Annotated in this window: 14 protein-coding genes; 13 read left to right on the top strand and 1 reads right to left on the bottom strand. The window is 71.8% G+C overall.

Annotation, left to right across the window (positions count from 1 at the left end):
* The first annotated feature begins 65 nt into the window (after positions 1–65).
* From ACZ6BG_RS20635 to ACZ6BG_RS20575, 13 genes are all read left to right on the top strand, one after another.
* Positions 66–1,145, top strand: a complete 1,080-nt coding sequence (locus ACZ6BG_RS20635; RefSeq protein WP_469003375.1) for a chitinase — start codon at positions 66–68, stop codon at positions 1,143–1,145.
* Positions 1,146–1,444: 299 nt separating this feature from the next.
* Positions 1,445–2,008, top strand: a complete 564-nt coding sequence (locus ACZ6BG_RS20630) for a universal stress protein (RefSeq protein ID WP_469003373.1) — start codon at positions 1,445–1,447, stop codon at positions 2,006–2,008.
* Positions 2,009–2,193: 185 nt separating this feature from the next.
* Positions 2,194–2,643: an SAV_915 family protein gene (locus ACZ6BG_RS20625; RefSeq protein WP_469003371.1), complete on the top strand. Its 450-nt coding sequence runs from the start codon at positions 2,194–2,196 to the stop codon at positions 2,641–2,643.
* A 9-nt stretch (positions 2,644–2,652) separates the two neighbouring features.
* Positions 2,653–4,017: a diaminopimelate decarboxylase gene (lysA, locus tag ACZ6BG_RS20620; RefSeq protein ID WP_469003369.1), complete on the top strand. Its 1,365-nt coding sequence runs from the start codon at positions 2,653–2,655 to the stop codon at positions 4,015–4,017.
* Positions 4,018–4,106: 89 nt separating this feature from the next.
* The gene (kdpF, locus tag ACZ6BG_RS20615; protein ID WP_469003366.1) at positions 4,107–4,196 is read left to right on the top strand and encodes a K(+)-transporting ATPase subunit F; all 90 of its coding nucleotides are present in this window, start codon (positions 4,107–4,109) and stop codon (positions 4,194–4,196) included.
* Positions 4,196–6,370: a potassium-transporting ATPase subunit KdpB gene (gene kdpB, locus ACZ6BG_RS20610; protein WP_469003364.1), complete on the top strand. Its 2,175-nt coding sequence runs from the start codon at positions 4,196–4,198 to the stop codon at positions 6,368–6,370. Before kdpF ends, kdpB begins: the two co-directional genes overlap by 1 nt.
* Before the next feature lie 2 nt (positions 6,371–6,372).
* Complete coding sequence (locus tag ACZ6BG_RS20605; RefSeq protein ID WP_469003361.1) at positions 6,373–7,266, top strand: potassium-transporting ATPase subunit C; 894 nt, start codon at positions 6,373–6,375, stop codon at positions 7,264–7,266.
* 2 nt (positions 7,267–7,268) lie between these two features.
* Positions 7,269–8,918, top strand: a complete 1,650-nt coding sequence (kdpA, locus tag ACZ6BG_RS20600; protein WP_469003357.1) for a potassium-transporting ATPase subunit KdpA — start codon at positions 7,269–7,271, stop codon at positions 8,916–8,918.
* Between the two features lie 469 nt (positions 8,919–9,387).
* Positions 9,388–10,539: an LLM class flavin-dependent oxidoreductase gene (locus ACZ6BG_RS20595; RefSeq protein WP_469003353.1), complete on the top strand. Its 1,152-nt coding sequence runs from the start codon at positions 9,388–9,390 to the stop codon at positions 10,537–10,539.
* Positions 10,536–11,039 (top strand): GNAT family N-acetyltransferase, encoded by a 504-nt coding sequence (locus ACZ6BG_RS20590; protein WP_469003351.1) that lies wholly within the window; start codon positions 10,536–10,538, stop codon positions 11,037–11,039. The genes ACZ6BG_RS20595 and ACZ6BG_RS20590 overlap by 4 nt, the downstream gene beginning before the upstream one ends.
* The gene (locus ACZ6BG_RS20585; protein WP_469003348.1) at positions 11,036–12,061 is read left to right on the top strand and encodes an amino acid ABC transporter permease; all 1,026 of its coding nucleotides are present in this window, start codon (positions 11,036–11,038) and stop codon (positions 12,059–12,061) included. Before ACZ6BG_RS20590 ends, ACZ6BG_RS20585 begins: the two co-directional genes overlap by 4 nt.
* Entirely contained in the window at positions 12,058–12,828 is a 771-nt protein-coding gene (locus tag ACZ6BG_RS20580) for an amino acid ABC transporter ATP-binding protein (RefSeq protein WP_469003345.1), read from the top strand. Before ACZ6BG_RS20585 ends, ACZ6BG_RS20580 begins: the two co-directional genes overlap by 4 nt.
* Before the next feature lie 28 nt (positions 12,829–12,856).
* Complete coding sequence (locus ACZ6BG_RS20575) at positions 12,857–13,855, top strand: ABC transporter substrate-binding protein (protein WP_469003343.1); 999 nt, start codon at positions 12,857–12,859, stop codon at positions 13,853–13,855.
* Here ACZ6BG_RS20575 and ACZ6BG_RS20570 read toward each other — a convergent pair.
* Entirely contained in the window at positions 13,850–16,930 is a 3,081-nt protein-coding gene (locus ACZ6BG_RS20570) for an NACHT domain-containing protein (protein ID WP_469003341.1), read from the bottom strand. The genes ACZ6BG_RS20575 and ACZ6BG_RS20570 overlap by 6 nt on opposite strands.
* Positions 16,931–17,081 lie beyond the last annotated feature (151 nt).

Raw genomic sequence — 17,081 nt, 5'->3', positions numbered from 1 at the left:
ATACCTACTTACCGTCTGCCGCATCACGTCCCATCCGCAGCAAGGCCTCCCCGAGGGAGCACGCCATGATCGGTCGGTCGGTACGTCTGTTGGGAGCGGCCATCGCGCTGGCCTTCGCGGCGCAGCTGCCGGCCGCGGCGGCGCCGGACGCGCCCAGCGCGCCCAGAGCGCCCAGAGCTCCGCAAGCGGACACCTGTGCGGTGAAGTCGAAACCCGCGGGCAAGGTGCTCCAGGGGTACTGGGAGAACTGGGACGGCGCCTCGAACGGCGTGCACCCGCCGTTCGGCTGGACCCCGATCACCGACTCCCGCATCGGCGCCCACGGCTACAACGTCATCAACGCCGCCTTCCCGGTGATCCGTTCCGACGGCACCGTGCTGTGGGAGGACGGGATGGACTCCACCGTGAAGGTGGCGACGCCCGCCGAGATGTGTCAGGCCAAGGCCAACGGCGCCACGATCCTGATGTCCATCGGCGGCGCGACGGCCGGCATCGACCTCAGTTCCAGCAAGGTCGCGGACCGCTTCGTCGAGACGATCGTGCCGATCCTGAAGAAGTACAACTTCGACGGGATCGACATCGACATCGAGACGGGCCTGGTCGGCAGCGGCAACATCAACCAGCTGTCGCCGTCCCAGTCCAACCTCATCCGCATCATCGACGGCGTCCTCGCCAAGATGCCGCCCGAGTTCGGCCTGACGATGGCCCCCGAGACCGCCTACGTCACCGGCGGCAGCGTGGTGTACGGATCGATCTGGGGCGCGTACCTGCCGATCGTCAAGAAGTACGCGGACAACGGCCGCCTGTGGTGGCTCAACATGCAGTACTACAACGGCAGCATGTACGGCTGCGCGGGTGACTCCTACTCCGCGGGCACCGTCCAGGGCTTCGTCGCCCAGACGGACTGCCTCAACAAGGGCCTGGTCATCCAGGGCACGACCATCAAGGTCCCCTACGACAAGCAGGTGCCGGGGCTGCCCGCCCAGCCGGGCGCGGGCGGCGGCCACATGTCGCCCGGTCTGGTGAGCCAGGCCTGGCGGAACTACAACGGCGCCCTGAAGGGCCTCATGACCTGGTCGATCAACTGGGACGGGTCGAAGGGGTGGACCTTCGGGGACAACGTGAAGGCGCTGCAGGGGCGTTGAGGCTTGCCGACTGAGCCGGACCGGTAGGTCGACCGGCGGCCGGGGCCTGGCCCCGGCCGCCGGTCGTGTGTGCGTCCGCACGGTGCCACGCGTGGTCCGTGCGCCGTGCGTGGTCCCTGCGCCTCGCGTGGCCCGTGCGCCCCGCAGGTTCCACACGCTCCGCGTCAAGGACCCGTCATGACTGTGCCGTCGCGCGTCAGGCCCCCGCCAACGCGGGCCGTGCGCGGGCGCGGTGGGGCGTGTCCTGGTGGCTCGGAGTCCGTGGGGCAGACCACGGGGTGTACGCGAGGTGGTCGGCGATGGATGGTGGCGAGGAGCAGACGTGCGGACGGCTGCCGGGAGAGCGGCGGGTCGTCGTCGGCGTGAGCGGCTCGCTGGGCAGTCTCACCGCGCTCCACCGGGGCGCCGACGAGGCACGGCGCACCGGCGCGGTACTCGTGGCCGTGCTCGCCTGGGTGCCGCCCGGCGGTGAGCTCGCGCACCGGAAGGCGCCGTTCCCGCCACCGGAGGACGCGCTGCGGCGCGCGGCGGCGGACCGGCTGCTAGGCGCCGTCGACGACGCCTTCGGTGCCGACGGGCCCGGCGTCCCCTGGGAGGGCTTCGTCGTGCGCGGCACGCCCGGGCCCGCCCTGGTGGAGAGCGCCGACCGGACCGGGGACGTGCTGGTCATCGGCGCGGGGCGGCGCGGCGGTGTGCGGCATGTGCTGTTCCCGAACGTGGTGCGGTACTGCGTCGCGCACGCCCGCTGCCCGGTCCTCGCCGTGCCGCCGTCGCCGCTGCAGAGCGAACTGGCCGCCGTGCACCGTCGCCTCGGGCGCCGTCGGACGCTGCTCGCGAGCGACCTGACGGAGGGGCGGGCCTAGCTCTGGGGCCCCGCGGGCTCTCCGTGGGCGGGGCGACGTCAGCATCGCGTTACGGCGGCCCCCCTCGGCGTCAAGCACCCGTAAGCGCGGTGGCCGGGCCCCTGACCGGCGGGCATAGCGTCACCGGCAGCACGAACGGCCACCCGGCCGGACGGCGCACATCACCACCTGCGAGGAGCACCACCATGTCTCCACTCGACCCCGCCGAGGATCCGGAGCCTTCCGAACCCGAACCGGCCGGATCCCAGCGCGTTCTCTGCGTACCGGTCCGGTCGGGCACCACGGGCTGTGCGGCCCGGTTCTTCCGTACCCCCCTGGGGGACCGCACGGCCGTCGGATTCACCTCCGAGGCACAGCTCACCGCCACCCTCGGCGCGGGGCACCCCTGGATCCGGCTCGCCGAGCCCGCGCTGCGCGCCCTCGCCGAGCCGCTGGGCGTCACCACGGTCACCGTCGACCCCCAACTGTCCGCCCCCGCGGCCGTGAGCGGCACCGACAGGGACCCGCGGTGCGACTGGACCCCGCGGCACGCAGGCGCCGCCCGGCCGCGGACCGCCGCACGGCAGAGCGGCCCCACCGCTTCCGTGCCGTCCGTGCCGGGCACCGTGCCCGCCCTGAACCCGCTGAACGGCTGAGGAGGCGTCATGACTGTTTCCGTGGCTTCCACCCGGGCCCTCGGGCCGGACGCGTCCGCCGCCATCGCCGCCGACCGCGACGGCCTCTCCGTGTGGCCCCGCTCGGCGACTCCCGCCGCCGACGCCGACGTCCTCGTCGGCGGGGTCTCGCTGACGGAGGCCGCCGACCGTTTCGGCACCCCCGTCTACGTACTCGACGAGACGGAGGTCCGCGAGCGCTGCCGCAGCTACCAGACCGCGTTCCCCGAGGCCGACATCGTCTACGCCGCCAAGGCGTTCCTGTGCCGCGCCATGGTGCGCTGGGTGCAGGAGGAGGGCCTGGGGCTCGACGTGTGCTCGGCCGGTGAGCTGGCGCTCGCCGCCGCCGCAGGGTTCCCGCCCGAGAAGATCGTGATGCACGGCAACGCCAAGAGCCCGGAGGACCTGGAGACCGCCGTGCGCCTCGGCGTCGGCCGGATCGTGGTCGACAGCACGTCGGAGATCGCGCGCCTCGCCGCGATCGTGCCCGCGGGCTCCCGCCAGCGGGTCATGGTGCGGGTGGTGCCGGGCATCGCCGCGGGCGGGCACACCAAGGTGCAGACCGGCACCGAGGACCAGAAGTTCGGCCTGTCCATCACCGACGGCTCCGCGCAGCACGCCGTCGCCCGCGTCCTGGCCGAGACCCGCCTCGAACTCGTCGGCCTGCACTGCCACATCGGCTCGCAGATCACCACCGTCAAGCCCTACCTCGCCGCGGTGCGCCGCATGACCGGTCTGCTCGCCCGCATCCGCGACCAGCACGGCGTCCAGCTCCCCCAGCTGAACATCGGCGGCGGGCACGGCATCGCCTACCGCCCCGGCGAGGACACCCTCAATGTGTCGGTGCTCGCGGGCCGGGTGCGCGCCGAGCTGGAGGAGGGCTGCCACTGCGCCGACCTGACCGTGCCCCGGCTCACGCTGGAGCCGGGCCGCGCGGTCGTGGGTCCCGCCGGAGTCGTCGTCTACCGGGTGCTCTCGGTGAAGCGCACGGGCTCACACACCTTCGTGGCCGTCGACGGCGGCATGAGCGACAACCCACGGCCCGCGCTGTACGGGGTGCGGTACTCGCCCCGTCTGATCGGCCGGCACTCGGTGGCGCCGCCCGACCTCGTCACGGTGGTCGGCAGGCACTGCGAGGCCGGTGACGTCCTCGCGGACGACGTGCCGCTGCCCGGTGACGTACGGCCCGGTGATCTGATCGCCGTGCCCGCGGCCGGGGCCTACCACCTGTCGATGGCGTCCGGCTACAACCTCGTCGGCCGCCCCCCGGTGGTCGCCGCGGTGAACGGGATCGCGCGCACGCTGGTGCGCCGGGAGTCCCTCGACGACATGAGCCGCAGGGACGTCGGCCTCTAGCCCGCCGCTCCGCCCCCGCGCATCTCGCCCTCCGCCGGACCGGTCCGGCGGAGGGCCCCACCTGTAAGCACTAGACAAGGTCTCTCGCGATGTCCGTGGAAAACGTCGTCGGCCTCATCGTGGCCGTCGCGCTGCTCGCCTACCTCGTGTCGGCCCTCATCAAGCCGGAGCGTTTCTGATGACAGCCCCCGTACAGGTACGGCCCGCGCCCGCGGCGTCCGTGCCGCCCGAAGAGCCCGGGCGACCGCGCCGGATCGGCGCGGGCATGCTCGACCCGACGCAGCTGTGGCGGGCGCTCCCGCAGGCGCTGCGGAAGCTCAATCCGGTGGCGCTGCTGCGCAACCCGGTCATGTTCGTGACCGAGGTCGGCGCCGCGCTCACCACGGGCATCGCGATCGTCGACCCCTCGGGCTTCGGCTGGCTGATCACCGTCTGGCTGTGGCTGACGGTCGTCTTCGCCAACCTCGCCGAGGCGGTGGCCGAGAGCCGCGGCAAGGCGCAGGCCGACTCGCTGCGCCGCACCCGGCAGCAGACCACGGCGCGCCGTCTCGCGGGCTGGGAGCCCGGCGCCGCGCCAGGCAGCTATGTCGAGGAGGAGGTCGGCGCCGGGGAGCTCAGGCGCGGCGACATCGTGGCCGTGCCCGCGGGCGAGCTGATCCCCGGTGACGGCGATGTCATCGAGGGTGCGGCGAGCGTCGACGAGTCCGCGATCACGGGGGAGTCCGCGCCGGTGATCCGTGAGTCCGGCGGCGACCGGAGCGCGGTCACTGGCGGCACCCGGGTGCTCTCCGACCGGCTGGTGGTGCGCGTCACCCAGGAGCCCGGGCAGAGCTTCCTGGACCGGATGATCTCCCTGGTCGAGGGCGCGGGCCGCCAGAAGACCCCCAACGAACTCGCCCTCAACCTGCTTCTGGTGATGCTGACGTTCGTCTTCCTGGTCGCGGTCGTGACGCTGCAGCCGATGGCGATCTTCTCCAAGGAGGCCATGGGCGCGTCGAACGACACCACGGCGCTCACCGCGGACGGCGTCACCGGCATCGTGCTCGTGTCGCTCCTTGTCTGTCTGATCCCGACGACGATCGGCGCGCTCCTCTCCGCCATCGGCATCGCGGGCATGGACCGCCTGGTGCAGCGCAACGTGCTCGCCATGTCGGGCCGCGCCGTCGAGGCCGCGGGCGACGTGAACACGCTGCTGCTCGACAAGACCGGCACCATCACCTACGGCAACCGCCGCGCGAGCGCCTTCCTGCCGGTGGGGTCGGTTCCCGCGGACCGGCTCGCGGCGGCGGCGCTGCTCTCCAGCCTCGCCGACGAGACGCCCGAGGGCCGCTCGATCGTGGAGTTCGCCAACACCGAGTACCACGCGGTGGTCGAGGAGACCCGGGACGCGACGGGCGCCGAATGGGTGCCGTTCTCCGCCACCACCCGGATGTCCGGCATCGACTTGCCGTCGGGGCGGCGGCTGCGCAAGGGCGCGGCGTCGGCGGTGGCGACGTGGGTGCGCGAGCAGGGCAGCGAGGTCCCGGACGCGCTCGACGCGACGGTGGACCAGGTGTCCGCGTCCGGCGGCACGCCGCTCGCGGTGGCCGAGCTGACGGCCGGCGGGACCGCCTCGGTCCTCGGGGTGGTGCACCTCAAGGACGTCGTCAAGCCGGGGCTGCGCGAACGTTTCGACGAGCTGCGCACCATGGGCATCCGCACGGTGATGATCACGGGTGACAACCCGGTGACCGCCAAGGCCATCGCCGACGAGGCGGGGGTCGACGACTTCCTCGCGGAGGCGACGCCGGAGGACAAGCTCGCACTGATCAAGAAGGAGCAGGCGGGCGGCAAGCTCATCGCGATGACGGGCGACGGCACGAACGACGCCCCGGCCCTCGCGCAGGCGGACGTCGGCGTGGCGATGAACACCGGTACGTCGGCCGCCAAGGAGGCCGGGAACATGGTCGATCTCGACTCCGACCCCACGAAGATCATTGAGATCGTCGAGATCGGCAAGCAACTCCTCATCACCCGGGGCGCGTTGACGACATTCTCGATCGCCAACGACATCGCGAAGTACTTCGCGATCCTGCCCGCGATGTTCGCCGCGGTGTATCCGGGACTCGGCCGCCTCGACGTCATGGACCTGCACTCGCCGCTGTCCGCGATCCTGTCCGCGGTCGTGTTCAACGCGCTGGTCATCGTGGCGCTGATCCCGCTCGCGCTGCGCGGCGTCCGCTACCGGCCCTCCTCCGCGTCGGCCCTGCTCACCCGCAATCTGTGGATCTACGGCCTCGGCGGCGTCATCGCGCCCTTCCTGGCCATCAAGTTCATCGACTTCGCCCTCGTCCAGTTCGTCCCAGGGGTCTGACCATGAACAAGCACCTGCCGCCCTGGCTCGCCCAGAACACCGTCGCCGTACGCGTCGTGCTCGTCCTGACCCTGCTGGTGGGCCTCGCCTACCCGCTGGTCCTGACGGCCGCCGCCCAGGTGCCGGGCCTCAAGGGCAGGGCCGAGGGCTCCAAGGTCACCGGCGCCGACGGCGAGGACGCGGGCAGTTCCCTGATCGGCCAGTCCTTCACCGACGCCAAGGGCAAGCCCCTCACGCAGTACTTCCAGTCCCGTCCCTCCAACGCCGGTACGGGCTACGACGGCGCCGCGTCCGCCGCCGGGAACCAGGGCCCCGAGTCCGTCGTGGACGCCGAGGACAAGCCGAGCCTGCTGACGCTGGTGTGCGGGCGCAGCAAGGCCGTCGGCGAGTTGGAGGGCGTGGACGGCGCACGGCCGTTCTGCACGCCCGACGGGGTCGGCGCGGTCCTCGGTGTCTTCCGCGAGGACGGCACCACCGGCCGCGTCACGCGGGTCGTCAGCCTCAACCAGGCCTGCCCGGCCAGGCCGTTCCGGGCCACGTACGAGGGCGTCGACGTCGAGTGCGCCAAGTCCGGCGCCGACTACGGCCGCGCCCTGACGGTTCCGGTACGCGGCGACGCCCCCGCCGACCCGAAGGTCCCGGCGGACGCGGTCACCGCGAGCGCCAGCGGCCTCGACCCGCACATCAGCCCCGCGTACGCGAAGCTCCAGGCGCCGCGCGTGGCCCGGGAGCGGGGCGCCGACACCGACGCCGTGCGCGAGCTCGTCTCCGAGCACACGACCGGGCGTTCGCTCGGTGTGCTCGGTGAGCCGGGCGTGAACGTCGTGAAGCTCAACATCGCCCTCGACCGCGCGTACCCCGTGAAGTCGTCCTCCTCCTCGAAGCAGGGAGCCTGACCATGGCGGCCTGGATCCAGGCATCGCTCGTCCTCGCCGTGGTCGTGGGCCTGCATGTGCCCCTCGGCGACTACATGGCCCGCGTCCTCGACGGGGGCGGGCACGGGCGGGTGGAGAAGGCGGTGTACCGCGTCTGCGGCATCGCCCCCGACAAGGAGCAGAACTGGCGGAACTACCTGACCGCGCTGCTCGCCTTCACGTTCATGAGCATCGCGGCGCTGTTCGCCCTGTTCTCCCTCCAGGACGAGCTGCCCTGGTCGACGGGGCACGAGGGCATGCCGTGGCGGCTCGCGCTGCACACGGCGGTGTCCTTCACCACCAACACCAGTTGGCAGAACTACGCGGGTGAGTCCACGACCGGGCACCTCGCCGTGATGGCGGGCCTCGGCGTGCAGGCCTTCGCTTCGGCGGCGGTCGGCATCTGCGTGGCGCTCGTCCTCATCCGCGGTCTGACGCGCCGTTCGACGGATGACCTCGGCAACTTCTGGGTCGACCTGCTGCGTGTCGTCTTCCGTGTCCTGGTTCCCATCGCGGTGGTCGGCGGCCTAGTCCTGATGGCGGGCGGTGTGATCCAGAGCCTCGGCGGCGGGCACACCGTCGACACGGTCGCGGGCGCCGAGCAGACGCTGCTGGACGGCCCGGTCGCGTCGTGGGAGCCGGTGAAGCTGTTCTCCGGCGACGGCGGCGGCGTCTTCAACGCCTCCAGCGCGCACCCCTTCGAGAACCCCACGGCGTGGACGAACGCCTTCGAGATCGTGCTGATGCTCGTCATCCCGACGGCCTGCATCCGCATGTTCGGGCGGATGATCGGCAGCCTCAAGCAGAGCTGGACGCTCCTGACGGTCGTCGGGATCCTCTTCGGCCTGCTGCTCGCGGCGGGTTCGATCGCCCAGAGCGCGCACACGGGCACCGTCACCGAAGCGGTCGGCGGCCCGCACGAGGGCACGGAGACCCGCATCGGCGTCCCCGGCTCCACGCTGTTCGGCGTGGCGGCCACCGGCTCGGCGGACGGCGCGGCGAACTCCGCGTACGACAGCTTCTCCAGCCTCGGCGGCGGCGTGCTGCTGTCCGCGATGATGCTCGGCGAGATCGCGCCGGGCGGGACGGGCAGCGGTCTGTACGGCCTGATCGTCGTGGTCCTGGTGGCTGTCTTCATCGGCGGTCTGATGGTGGGCCGCACGCCCGAGTACCTGCGCAAGCGCATCGGCTTCGCCGAGATGCGCTGGGTCGTGGTGTACGCCCTGATCCCGCCGACGGTGATCCTCAGCTGCACGGGCGTCTCGCTCGCCACCGGCAACGGGCAGTCCTCGATGGGCAATCCGGGCGCGCACGGGCTCACCGAGCTGATCTACGCGTACACCAGCAACACCAACAGCAACGGCAGCTCGATGGCCGGCTTCAACGGTGCCACCGACTTCCACAACCTCCTGATGGTGTGCGCGATGATGGCGGGCCGCTACCTCCCGATGATCTGCGTCCTCGCCCTCGCGGGCCGCCTCGCGAAGCAGCAGCCCGGCGTGGTCACGGTCGGCACGCTGCGCGCCCAGGGCCCGAACTTCGTCGTCCTCGCGACGGCGGCGTCCATCGTCCTGGCGCTGCTCAACTTCCTGCCGGCGCTGTCGCTGGGGGCGGTGGCCGACGGGTTGACGTAGCCCGCTCCGCATCCGCAGGTGTGCCGTCGTCCCGCTGGGGGCGGCGGCACTTCTGTGTGTCCGGCGCCGGGTTCTCCACACTGTCGGCCGGCGGCTGCTACGGCCGTGTGAACAGCGTGTGGCAGGGCCTCGGGTGGCACCCCGGGGCCGTTGACGGGGCCGAAAGTCCGGTGCTCAACTGTTCGCATGTTCCCCTCACTGCCGCTGGTCTCACGCGGCCACATCGACTTCTGTCGGGTGTGGTCGGCCGCGTGTCCTGCTTCTTCCTGATCCGGCAGCGGGCCGTCTGACCGGCCCTTCCCCTTCTCTTCCCGGCCGCGTTCCCATGTCGCCAACGCACCTGCCACGTACGGCACTTCGGGTCGCCGTCGTACCCCATCTCCAGCGCTCGCATCGCTGCCACCGCACCGCGCCCGGCCGTGCCCCCATCCGGCCGCGGCCGCTCATCCCGCGTACGAAAGGCCCTGTCATGCCCGTGGAGTTCCTCGGCATCGCCGCCACCAACGACGGCTCGGAGACTACGCCGCGCTCCGGTGTCTCCTTCGACAAGGAGTACACCCTGCGGCTCGCCCGGGCCCACGAGGACCACGGCTGGGACCGGGTCCTGTTCGCGTACGGCTCCGGCTCGCCGATCCCCGCGGCCGCCGCCGGGTATCTGGCGGCGAAGGTCGACTCGCTGCAGATCCTGCTCGCGCACCGGCCCAACGTGTCGTACCCGACGTACGCCGCCCGGACGTTCGCGACGCTCGACCAGGTCAGCGACGGGCGGCTCACCGTCCACTTCATCACCGGCGGCAGCGACCACGAACAGCGCCGCGAGGGCGACACGCTCACCAAGGACGAGCGCTACGCCCGCACCCGCGAGTACATCGAGATCGTCAAGAAGGTCTGGACGCGGCGGGAGGCCTTCGACCACGAGGGCGCGCACTACCGGTTCCAGGACTTCGTCAGCGACGTCTTCCCCGTCCAACAGCCGCACCCCGGCGTCTCGTTCGGCGGCTCGTCGCCCGCGGCGTACGCGGCGGGCGGCGCCGAAGCGGACGTCTACTGCCTGTGGGGCGAACCGCTGGCGCAGACCGCGCAGCAGATCGAGGAGGTCGGCCGGGCGGCCCGCGCGGCGGGGCGCACGGACGTACCGCGGATCCAGGTCGCCTTCCGGCCCATCATCGCGCCGACGGAGGAGCTGGCCTGGGAGAAGGCACACCGCACGGTCGGCGCGATACGCGAGCGGCGCGCGGGCGGGCAGTCCCGCACGCGCCGCCACGCGGCCGACTCCCCCGAGAACACCGGCTCCCAGCGCCTCATCGCCATCGCCGAGCAGGGCGAGCGCTTCGACCGCGCCTTGTGGACGCCGACCGCCGCGGCCACCGGCGGCGCGGGCAACTCCAACGCCCTGGTCGGCACCCCGGAGACCGTCGCGCGGGCGCTGCTCGACTACTACGACCTGGGCGTGGACATCCTCTCCGCCCGCGGCTACGACCTGCTCGACGACGCCATCGACTTCGGCCGGTACGTCATCCCGATCGTCCGCGAGGAGGTCGCCAAGCGCGACCGGGAGCGGGCCGAGCGCGGCCCGCAGACGCTGGAGCGCACGCTCAGCGGACTGGCGGCGGCCGGATGACGTCGATCGCCGAGCCCGCGCACCCGGGCCTCACGGTGGTGCGGGCCGCCGTGGGCGATCCGCTGGTGCGGCCGATGCTGCGCGAGCTGGGCGACGAGTACTCCGCCCGCTACGGCAAGGACGCGCACGCCGAGCTGCTGCGCTATCCCGCCGAGGAGTTCGCGCCGCCCCACGGCTCGCTGCTGCTGCTCGTGGCCGGAGGGGAGGCGGTGGCCGGGGGTGCCTTCCGGCGCCACGAGGCACCGGGCACCGCCGAGTTCAAGCGCATCTGGACGCACTCCGCACACCGCAGGCGCGGCCTGGCGCGGCGGGTCGTGGCGGAGCTGGAGCGCGAGGCCGCGGCGCGCGGCTACCGGCGCGCGTACCTCACCACCGGGCCGCGCCAGCCCGAGGCCCGCGAGCTGTATCTGGCCACCGGCTACACGCCGCTGTTCGACACCGGGGCGGACCCGGAGTCCATCGGGCCGCTGCCGTTCGAGAAGCAGTTGGAGAAGCCATGAGCACCGGGGTCCAGCCGGGCGCCGGACCGAGGCCGGGTGCCGGGGCCCGGGCACACACCAAGGAACCGTCGGCCCCGTCGGCGGCCGGTACCGAGCCGGCCGTCGTCCCCGCCCGGCACTACTGGCGCTGGGCGGCCGGTGTCGCCGTCCTCGTCCTGCTCGCGCAGTTCGCCCACGGCCTGGTCACCAACCCGGCGTGGGAGTGGGAGGTCTTCTTCCGCTATGTGCTGGCCGACAGCGTGCTGCGGGCGGTCTGGGTGACGCTGCAACTGACGGTGTACGGCACGGCACTCGGCTTCGCCCTCGGCCTGGTCATCGCCCTGATGCGGCTTTCGCGCAGCCCGCTCCTCGCGGGCGTCGCCTGGCTGTACGTGTGGGCGTTCCGCTCCATCCCGCTCATCGTGCAGCTGCTGTTCTGGTTCAACCTGGCCTACCTGTACGAGGAGTTGGGGATCGGCATCCCCTTCGGCCCGGTCGTGTGGAGCTTCGGCACCGTGCATCTCGTCGGGGCGATGTCGGCGGCCGTCATCGGCCTCGCGCTGCATCAGGCCGCGTACGCCGCCGAGATCCTGCGCGGGGGTTTCCTCGCCGTGGAGCCGGGCCAGTTGGAGGCGGCCGCCGCGCTCGGCATCCCCCGCCTCCGCCAGCTGCGCCGGATCGTGCTGCCGCAGGCGATGCGTTCGGTCCTGCCGAACGCCGCCAACGAGATCGTCTCGCTCTTCAAGGGCACCTCGATCGTCTCGGTGATGGCGATCGGCGAGCTGTTCTACCAGGTGCAGGTGATCTACGGCCGCAACGGCCGGGTGGTGCCGCTCCTCATGGTCGCGACCGCCTGGTACGTCGTCCTCACCACGCTGCTCTCCATCGCCCAGTACTACGTGGAGCGGCACTTCGCGCGCGGCGCCGACCGCACTCCCCCGCCCACGCCCCTGCAGCGCGCCCGCGCGTTCGCCCGCACCCTCACGACCCTCAAGAACCGCGGGACCCTCGCGTCCCTTCAACTCCACCGGGAGAACCGATGAGCACGAGCCCCGTGATGGTGGACATCCGCGGCGTCCACAAGAACTTCGGCACGCACGAGGTGCTGCGCGGCATCGACCTGAAGGTGCGCGCGGGTGAGGTCACCGTGGTCATCGGCCCCTCCGGCTCCGGCAAGTCCACGCTGCTGCGCGCCATCAACCACCTGGAGAAGCTGAACCGGGGCTCGGTCAGCATCGACGGCGAGCTGGTCGGCTACCGGCGGCGCGGCGACAAGCTGTACGAGCTCAAGGAGCGGGAGATCCTGCGCCAGCGCACCCGCATCGGCTTCGTCTTCCAGAACTTCAATCTGTTCCCGCACCTCACGGTCCTGGAGAACATCACCGAGGCACCCGTCTCCGCGCTGCGCAGGCCGCGCGTGGAGGCCGAGGAACGGGCCGAGGCGCTGCTCGCCCGGGTGGGGCTCGCGGACAAGGCGGACGCCTATCCGCGGCAGTTGTCCGGCGGCCAGCAGCAGCGGGTCGCCATCGCCCGCGCGCTCGCCCTCGAACCCCGGGTGCTGCTCTTCGACGAGCCGACGTCCGCGCTCGACCCGGAGCTGGTCGGGGAGGTCCTCGACGTCATCAAGGACGTCGCCCGGGCCGGCACCACGATGATCGTCGTCACGCACGAGATCGGGTTCGCCCGCGAGGTCGCCGACACGGTGGTCTTCATCGACGACGGGGTGATCGTCGAACAGGGTCCGCCCGGCGACGTCCTGGACCGCCCGCGCCACGAACGCACCCAGGCGTTCCTGTCCAAGGTCCTGTAGGGACCAGCCAAGCCCCGAGGAGTTCCCCGTGCCCACCCGCACCACCCCCCTCAGCCGCCGCTCCGCCCTCACCTTCGCCCTGGCCTCCGCGCTCGCCCTCACCACCGCCGCCTGCGGCATGCCCGACGACGAGAGCACGGAGAACGCGGGCCGGGCCGAGCCCGGCACCAAGGGCGCCGCGGTCAATCTCGGCCCCGACCAGAAACGCGTCAGAGCCAGGAAGGTCGACGCCATCGCCCGACTCGTACCGAAGCGCATCCGGGACCGGGGCACCCTCGAAGTCGTCGCGTCGGCGGGTTCGGTGCCGCCGCTGACGTTCTACGCCACCGACGACAAGACCGTCATCGGCGTGGAGACGGACATCGCCCACCTCGTCGCCGACGTGCTCGGCCTCCGGGTCCGCGCGCACGCGGTGGACTCGGCGAACATCTTCGTCGGCCTGGACAGCGGGAAGTACGACGTCGGCTTCAGCAACATCACCGTCACCGAGGAGCGCAAGGAGAAGTACGACTTCGCGACGTACCGCCTCGACACCATCTCCTTCGAGGCGAAGAAGGGGCGCGGCTGGAAGGTCAAGGGCCCCAAGGACGTGGCGGGCCGCGTCATCGGGGTCTCCTCCGGCACCAACCAGGAGAAGCTGCTCGTCGACTGGAGCAAGCAGAACGTGAAGGCGGGCCGCGAGGCCACCGACATCAAGTACTTCCAGAACACCAGCGACTACTACCTCGCGCTCGGCTCGGGCCGCATCGACGCCTATCTGGGCCCCAACCCCGTCGCCGCCCACCACGCGCTCAGCACCGGCAGGACCGAGGTCATCGGCAGCTTCTCGGGGGCGGGCGACGGACTCCAGGGCAAGATCGCCGCCACCACGAAGAAGGACAACGGCCTGGTGAAGGCGCTTCACCAGGCACTGGAGCACCTCATCGACGAGGGGAGCTACGGTCGGGTCCTCAGGCGCTGGGGCCTTACGGACGAGGCGGTCCCTTCCTCGGAGCTGAATCCGCGGGGGCTGCCGAAGAGCTCATGAATCGTTGCTGCCGTCGGTGAGCATGGTGAGCAGACTGCGATGACGGGTCTCGACGTGATCGCTGATCCGAGCGACGAGCGCCATGCGCTCTCTGAAGATCAGCCACCTGAAGACGAGCCGGGACTGCTCCAGGCTGAGCCGGGGCAGGTCCCGGTCGAGCAGTTCGATCAGGATGGGCGCGAGACGCCGGGTGACCGCCTCCGACGAGGCGAGGACCGGAAAGGCCGCACCGATCCTGCGGTACGAGTCCACGATCTCCTCGGCGGTCAGCTCCGATCCGCCCATCAGCCACAGCCGGAGCAGGTCGTGTGCGGTGGAGGTGGCGAGCCGGGTCCGGTCGCCGCTGAACGTCGTCACCAGCGGCCCCAGTGACTCGAACAACGGACGCAGCGCCTGCAGCACGACACCGTCGTTCGTCCCGGCCGAGATATCCATCTTGTGCCAGATCTCGTTCCAGTACGTGCGGTGCCAGACGGTGTGCCCCTCCTCCCACGGGGCCCGATACAGCCAGTAGGCGTCCACCTGGTCCGGTGCGCCCAACTCACCTCGTTCGACGTCCACTTCGAGATCCCGCTCCCGCCCCTGCCTGGTGCGCCGCACCCGCAGCGAGACCGCGAGGTCGGTCCACTCCGCCTCGTTGAGGGAGGATCGCCACAGCAGCGCGTGCCGGTGCCACGAGCTGCCCGCGTCGCCGCCGTACGGAAACAGCGCGCCGGCCGTCGTGCCGTCCGTCAGGAGCAGGGCGAGCACCACCAGATTCGCGCTGTAGATGCCTTGCCGCGAGGCGACGCGGATGCGTCGCGGGAGATACGTCGGGTACGGCTGCTCGGCACGCAACTCCCGCTCCCCCATGGCCCGTACGACGAGTGGGCCCAGAGCTGCCCGCTCCGCCTCCGGGAGTCGTTCCACGCGTGCTCGGGCAAAGCGGAGCATCTGCCGGGAGAAGAGCGGCGAGAAGGAGAGCAGGGCGAACATCAAGTCGTCGTTGAGCGGCTCGCTGCCCATCGACAGGACCGGGCGGTGATCGAGGAGCCCGGACACGAGCCGCACGGCGAGACGGACCGCCAGATACTCCCCGAACGTCGCGTGCAGGAACTCGTAGGTGGACAGCGTCTGGCCGTCCCTGATCGACTGCGCGCGCTGCACGAAGAAGAAGCGCCCGAAGGCGGCCTCGGCCTGCCCGAGCGGTGCGCGCAGCCCGGAGTGCCGTGTCGAGGCCCGCCCGATGAGCGCCGCAAGGTCCTCGTCGAGCTCGGCGGTCGACACCCACTGGCGCCGCCGGTTCAGTATCGCGAAGGCCACGAGCGAGAGCCGTTCCAGTTCCTCCTCGACCCGCTGCTCCACCTCGGTCTCGGAGACCCGGACGTCCTTCCACACCTCGCGCCGGGCGAAGGAGCCGAGCAGCGCCTCGTAGAGATCGGCCTCGTCCAGGGGACGTTCGTCCTCGCCGCGCAGGTCGTTCCCCGCGGCCTGGTACAGGGCGAGCATGGTGAGGAGCAGCGGCTGTCCGGCCAGGGGGCGGTGCGGTGCGACGGCTTCCCAGGTGAGCGGGGGCAGCCTCAGGGCCTGGAAGTTCATGGCGTTGGTGAGGTTCCACTGCTCGATCCAGAGCTTGATCTGCTCCTCTTGGAAGGGTTCGAGGCGCAGTGCGACGGTGCCCTGCGGATAGCGCGCCCGGTCGGCGACCGCGGTCCGGCTGGTGACCACGGCCAGGACCGGACGCCCCTGCTCCGCCTCGCGTTCCTGGAATCGGGCCACCCGCACCAGGAAGTCGTTCTGGTGCACCCCGGTGGTCTGAAGGAGTTCGTCGAAGCCGTCGAGCAGCACGACCGGCACCGCCGCGCCCGCCGAGCGCACCAGGTCGGGCCAGGTGGCCCGCTCTCCGGTGGCCTCGCGGATCGCCTGCTCGATCTGGTCCTGGATCTCGTCGTCCGCGCGTACGTCACGCAGCGCGACCCGCACCGGCAGGAATCCCGCCGACGGAAGCCGGGCCGCGAGGATCCGCATCAGCACGGACTTCCCGGCGCCGGGCTGGCCGAGCACGAGCAGCGGGGCGGCCGTCAGGCCCTCCGACGTCAGTGCCCCGGCGAGGTATTCGGTCAGGTCCTGCCGGACCGGGGCGCGCGCCCACCACTCCTCGTCCGCCGGGCTGCCCTGCCCGTCAACGGCCCGCACCCGGAAGTCGGGGTCGAGGTACGCCTGGGCCAGGGTCGGCACCAGGATCCCCTCGGGGGCCTCCTGGGCGTCGAGGATCCGCTGCTCCAGCGCCGACTGGTGCGCCCGGGAGAGGGCGCCCGCGACGTCCACCGGCCGCTGACGGAGTGCGGCGCTCGCGGCCAGGGCCCGCTCCAGACCGGCGAGCGCCCTGCGCAGTTCGGCGCGCGTGGCCTGGTGCTCGACCTGGCCCGACCAGAAGCCGAACTCCGGTGCCTCGAGGGCGAGCCGCGCGTACAGGGCCTCGTACTCCTGGACGGCGAGGCCCGGCACCACGACGCGCACGGTGTGGGCGGCCGCGGCGCCGACGGCATCGTTCAGCCCCTCCCACACGGCGAGCCCTCGCAGGAAGTCGAGCATCCGCATCGCCAAGTGCTCGTACCAGCCGCGGAGTTCGACGACGTGGTTCTCATAGGGCAGGTGCGGCGCGGGACGTGGCGCGTCGACCTGTGCCGTGTCCTGCGTGAAGCCCTCGCCCGAGAGGTAGCCGCCACCGGCGACCAGCATCTGCTCCCGGCCGGTCAGCGCCACCTCGTCCAGGGAGAAGGGCAGTTCGACCTTCTCCAGGGCGTCGAAGAAGGCGAGGACGACGATCACCGTGTGGGCCGCCTCCAGGACGGAGGCGCGCTCCACCCGGCCGTCCGTACGCCCCAGGCGCTCCCCCAGACCGCGCCAGGCGTCGAGCCCCAGGCCGAGCACTCTTCCCCGGGCGTCGAACATGCCGAGCACGCCGCCGCTCAGGCCGCCGGTGGCCAGGTTCAGCGCGCCGCCAAGGGCGCGGTCGAGCGCCGCCACGGCGGGCGGATCCCCGCCCAGGAGTCTCAGCGCGTCCCCGAACGACAGCAACCTGCGCGGCGTCAACAAATCCCCCTGAGCGTGCGTTCCGCGGTCCTCGGGGGTCAGCCTGACACGAATGGAGCAGCCAGGACCCCGGTTCGCCGCGCATCGGTGGAGTCCGTTCGGGCAGGGCGGATCGACCGAGCGAGCCCTCTTGTTGCCGGTCGGGGCTTCT

Source organism: Streptomyces sp. NPDC041205 (assembly GCF_055591765.1).
The sequence above is the reverse complement of the archived record's forward strand: the minus strand, read 5'-3'. Positions and strand labels throughout refer to the sequence as shown.

What these genes read in the sequence shown, in the direction of transcription:
- kdpB (WP_469003364.1), top strand. Translation starts at nt 4,196, where the DNA reads ATGACAGCCCCCGTACAGGTACGGCCCGCGCCCGCGGCGTCCGTGCCG.
- ACZ6BG_RS20625 (WP_469003371.1), top strand. Translation starts at nt 2,194, where the DNA reads ATGTCTCCACTCGACCCCGCCGAGGATCCGGAGCCTTCCGAACCCGAA.
- ACZ6BG_RS20630 (WP_469003373.1), top strand. Translation starts at nt 1,445, where the DNA reads ATGGATGGTGGCGAGGAGCAGACGTGCGGACGGCTGCCGGGAGAGCGG.
- ACZ6BG_RS20585 (WP_469003348.1), top strand. Translation starts at nt 11,036, where the DNA reads ATGAGCACCGGGGTCCAGCCGGGCGCCGGACCGAGGCCGGGTGCCGGG.
- ACZ6BG_RS20635 (WP_469003375.1), top strand. Translation starts at nt 66, where the DNA reads ATGATCGGTCGGTCGGTACGTCTGTTGGGAGCGGCCATCGCGCTGGCC.
- kdpA (WP_469003357.1), top strand. Translation starts at nt 7,269, where the DNA reads ATGGCGGCCTGGATCCAGGCATCGCTCGTCCTCGCCGTGGTCGTGGGC.
- lysA (WP_469003369.1), top strand. Translation starts at nt 2,653, where the DNA reads ATGACTGTTTCCGTGGCTTCCACCCGGGCCCTCGGGCCGGACGCGTCC.
- ACZ6BG_RS20595 (WP_469003353.1), top strand. Translation starts at nt 9,388, where the DNA reads ATGCCCGTGGAGTTCCTCGGCATCGCCGCCACCAACGACGGCTCGGAG.
- kdpF (WP_469003366.1), top strand. Translation starts at nt 4,107, where the DNA reads ATGTCCGTGGAAAACGTCGTCGGCCTCATCGTGGCCGTCGCGCTGCTC.
- ACZ6BG_RS20580 (WP_469003345.1), top strand. Translation starts at nt 12,058, where the DNA reads ATGAGCACGAGCCCCGTGATGGTGGACATCCGCGGCGTCCACAAGAAC.
- ACZ6BG_RS20605 (WP_469003361.1), top strand. Translation starts at nt 6,373, where the DNA reads ATGAACAAGCACCTGCCGCCCTGGCTCGCCCAGAACACCGTCGCCGTA.
- ACZ6BG_RS20590 (WP_469003351.1), top strand. Translation starts at nt 10,536, where the DNA reads ATGACGTCGATCGCCGAGCCCGCGCACCCGGGCCTCACGGTGGTGCGG.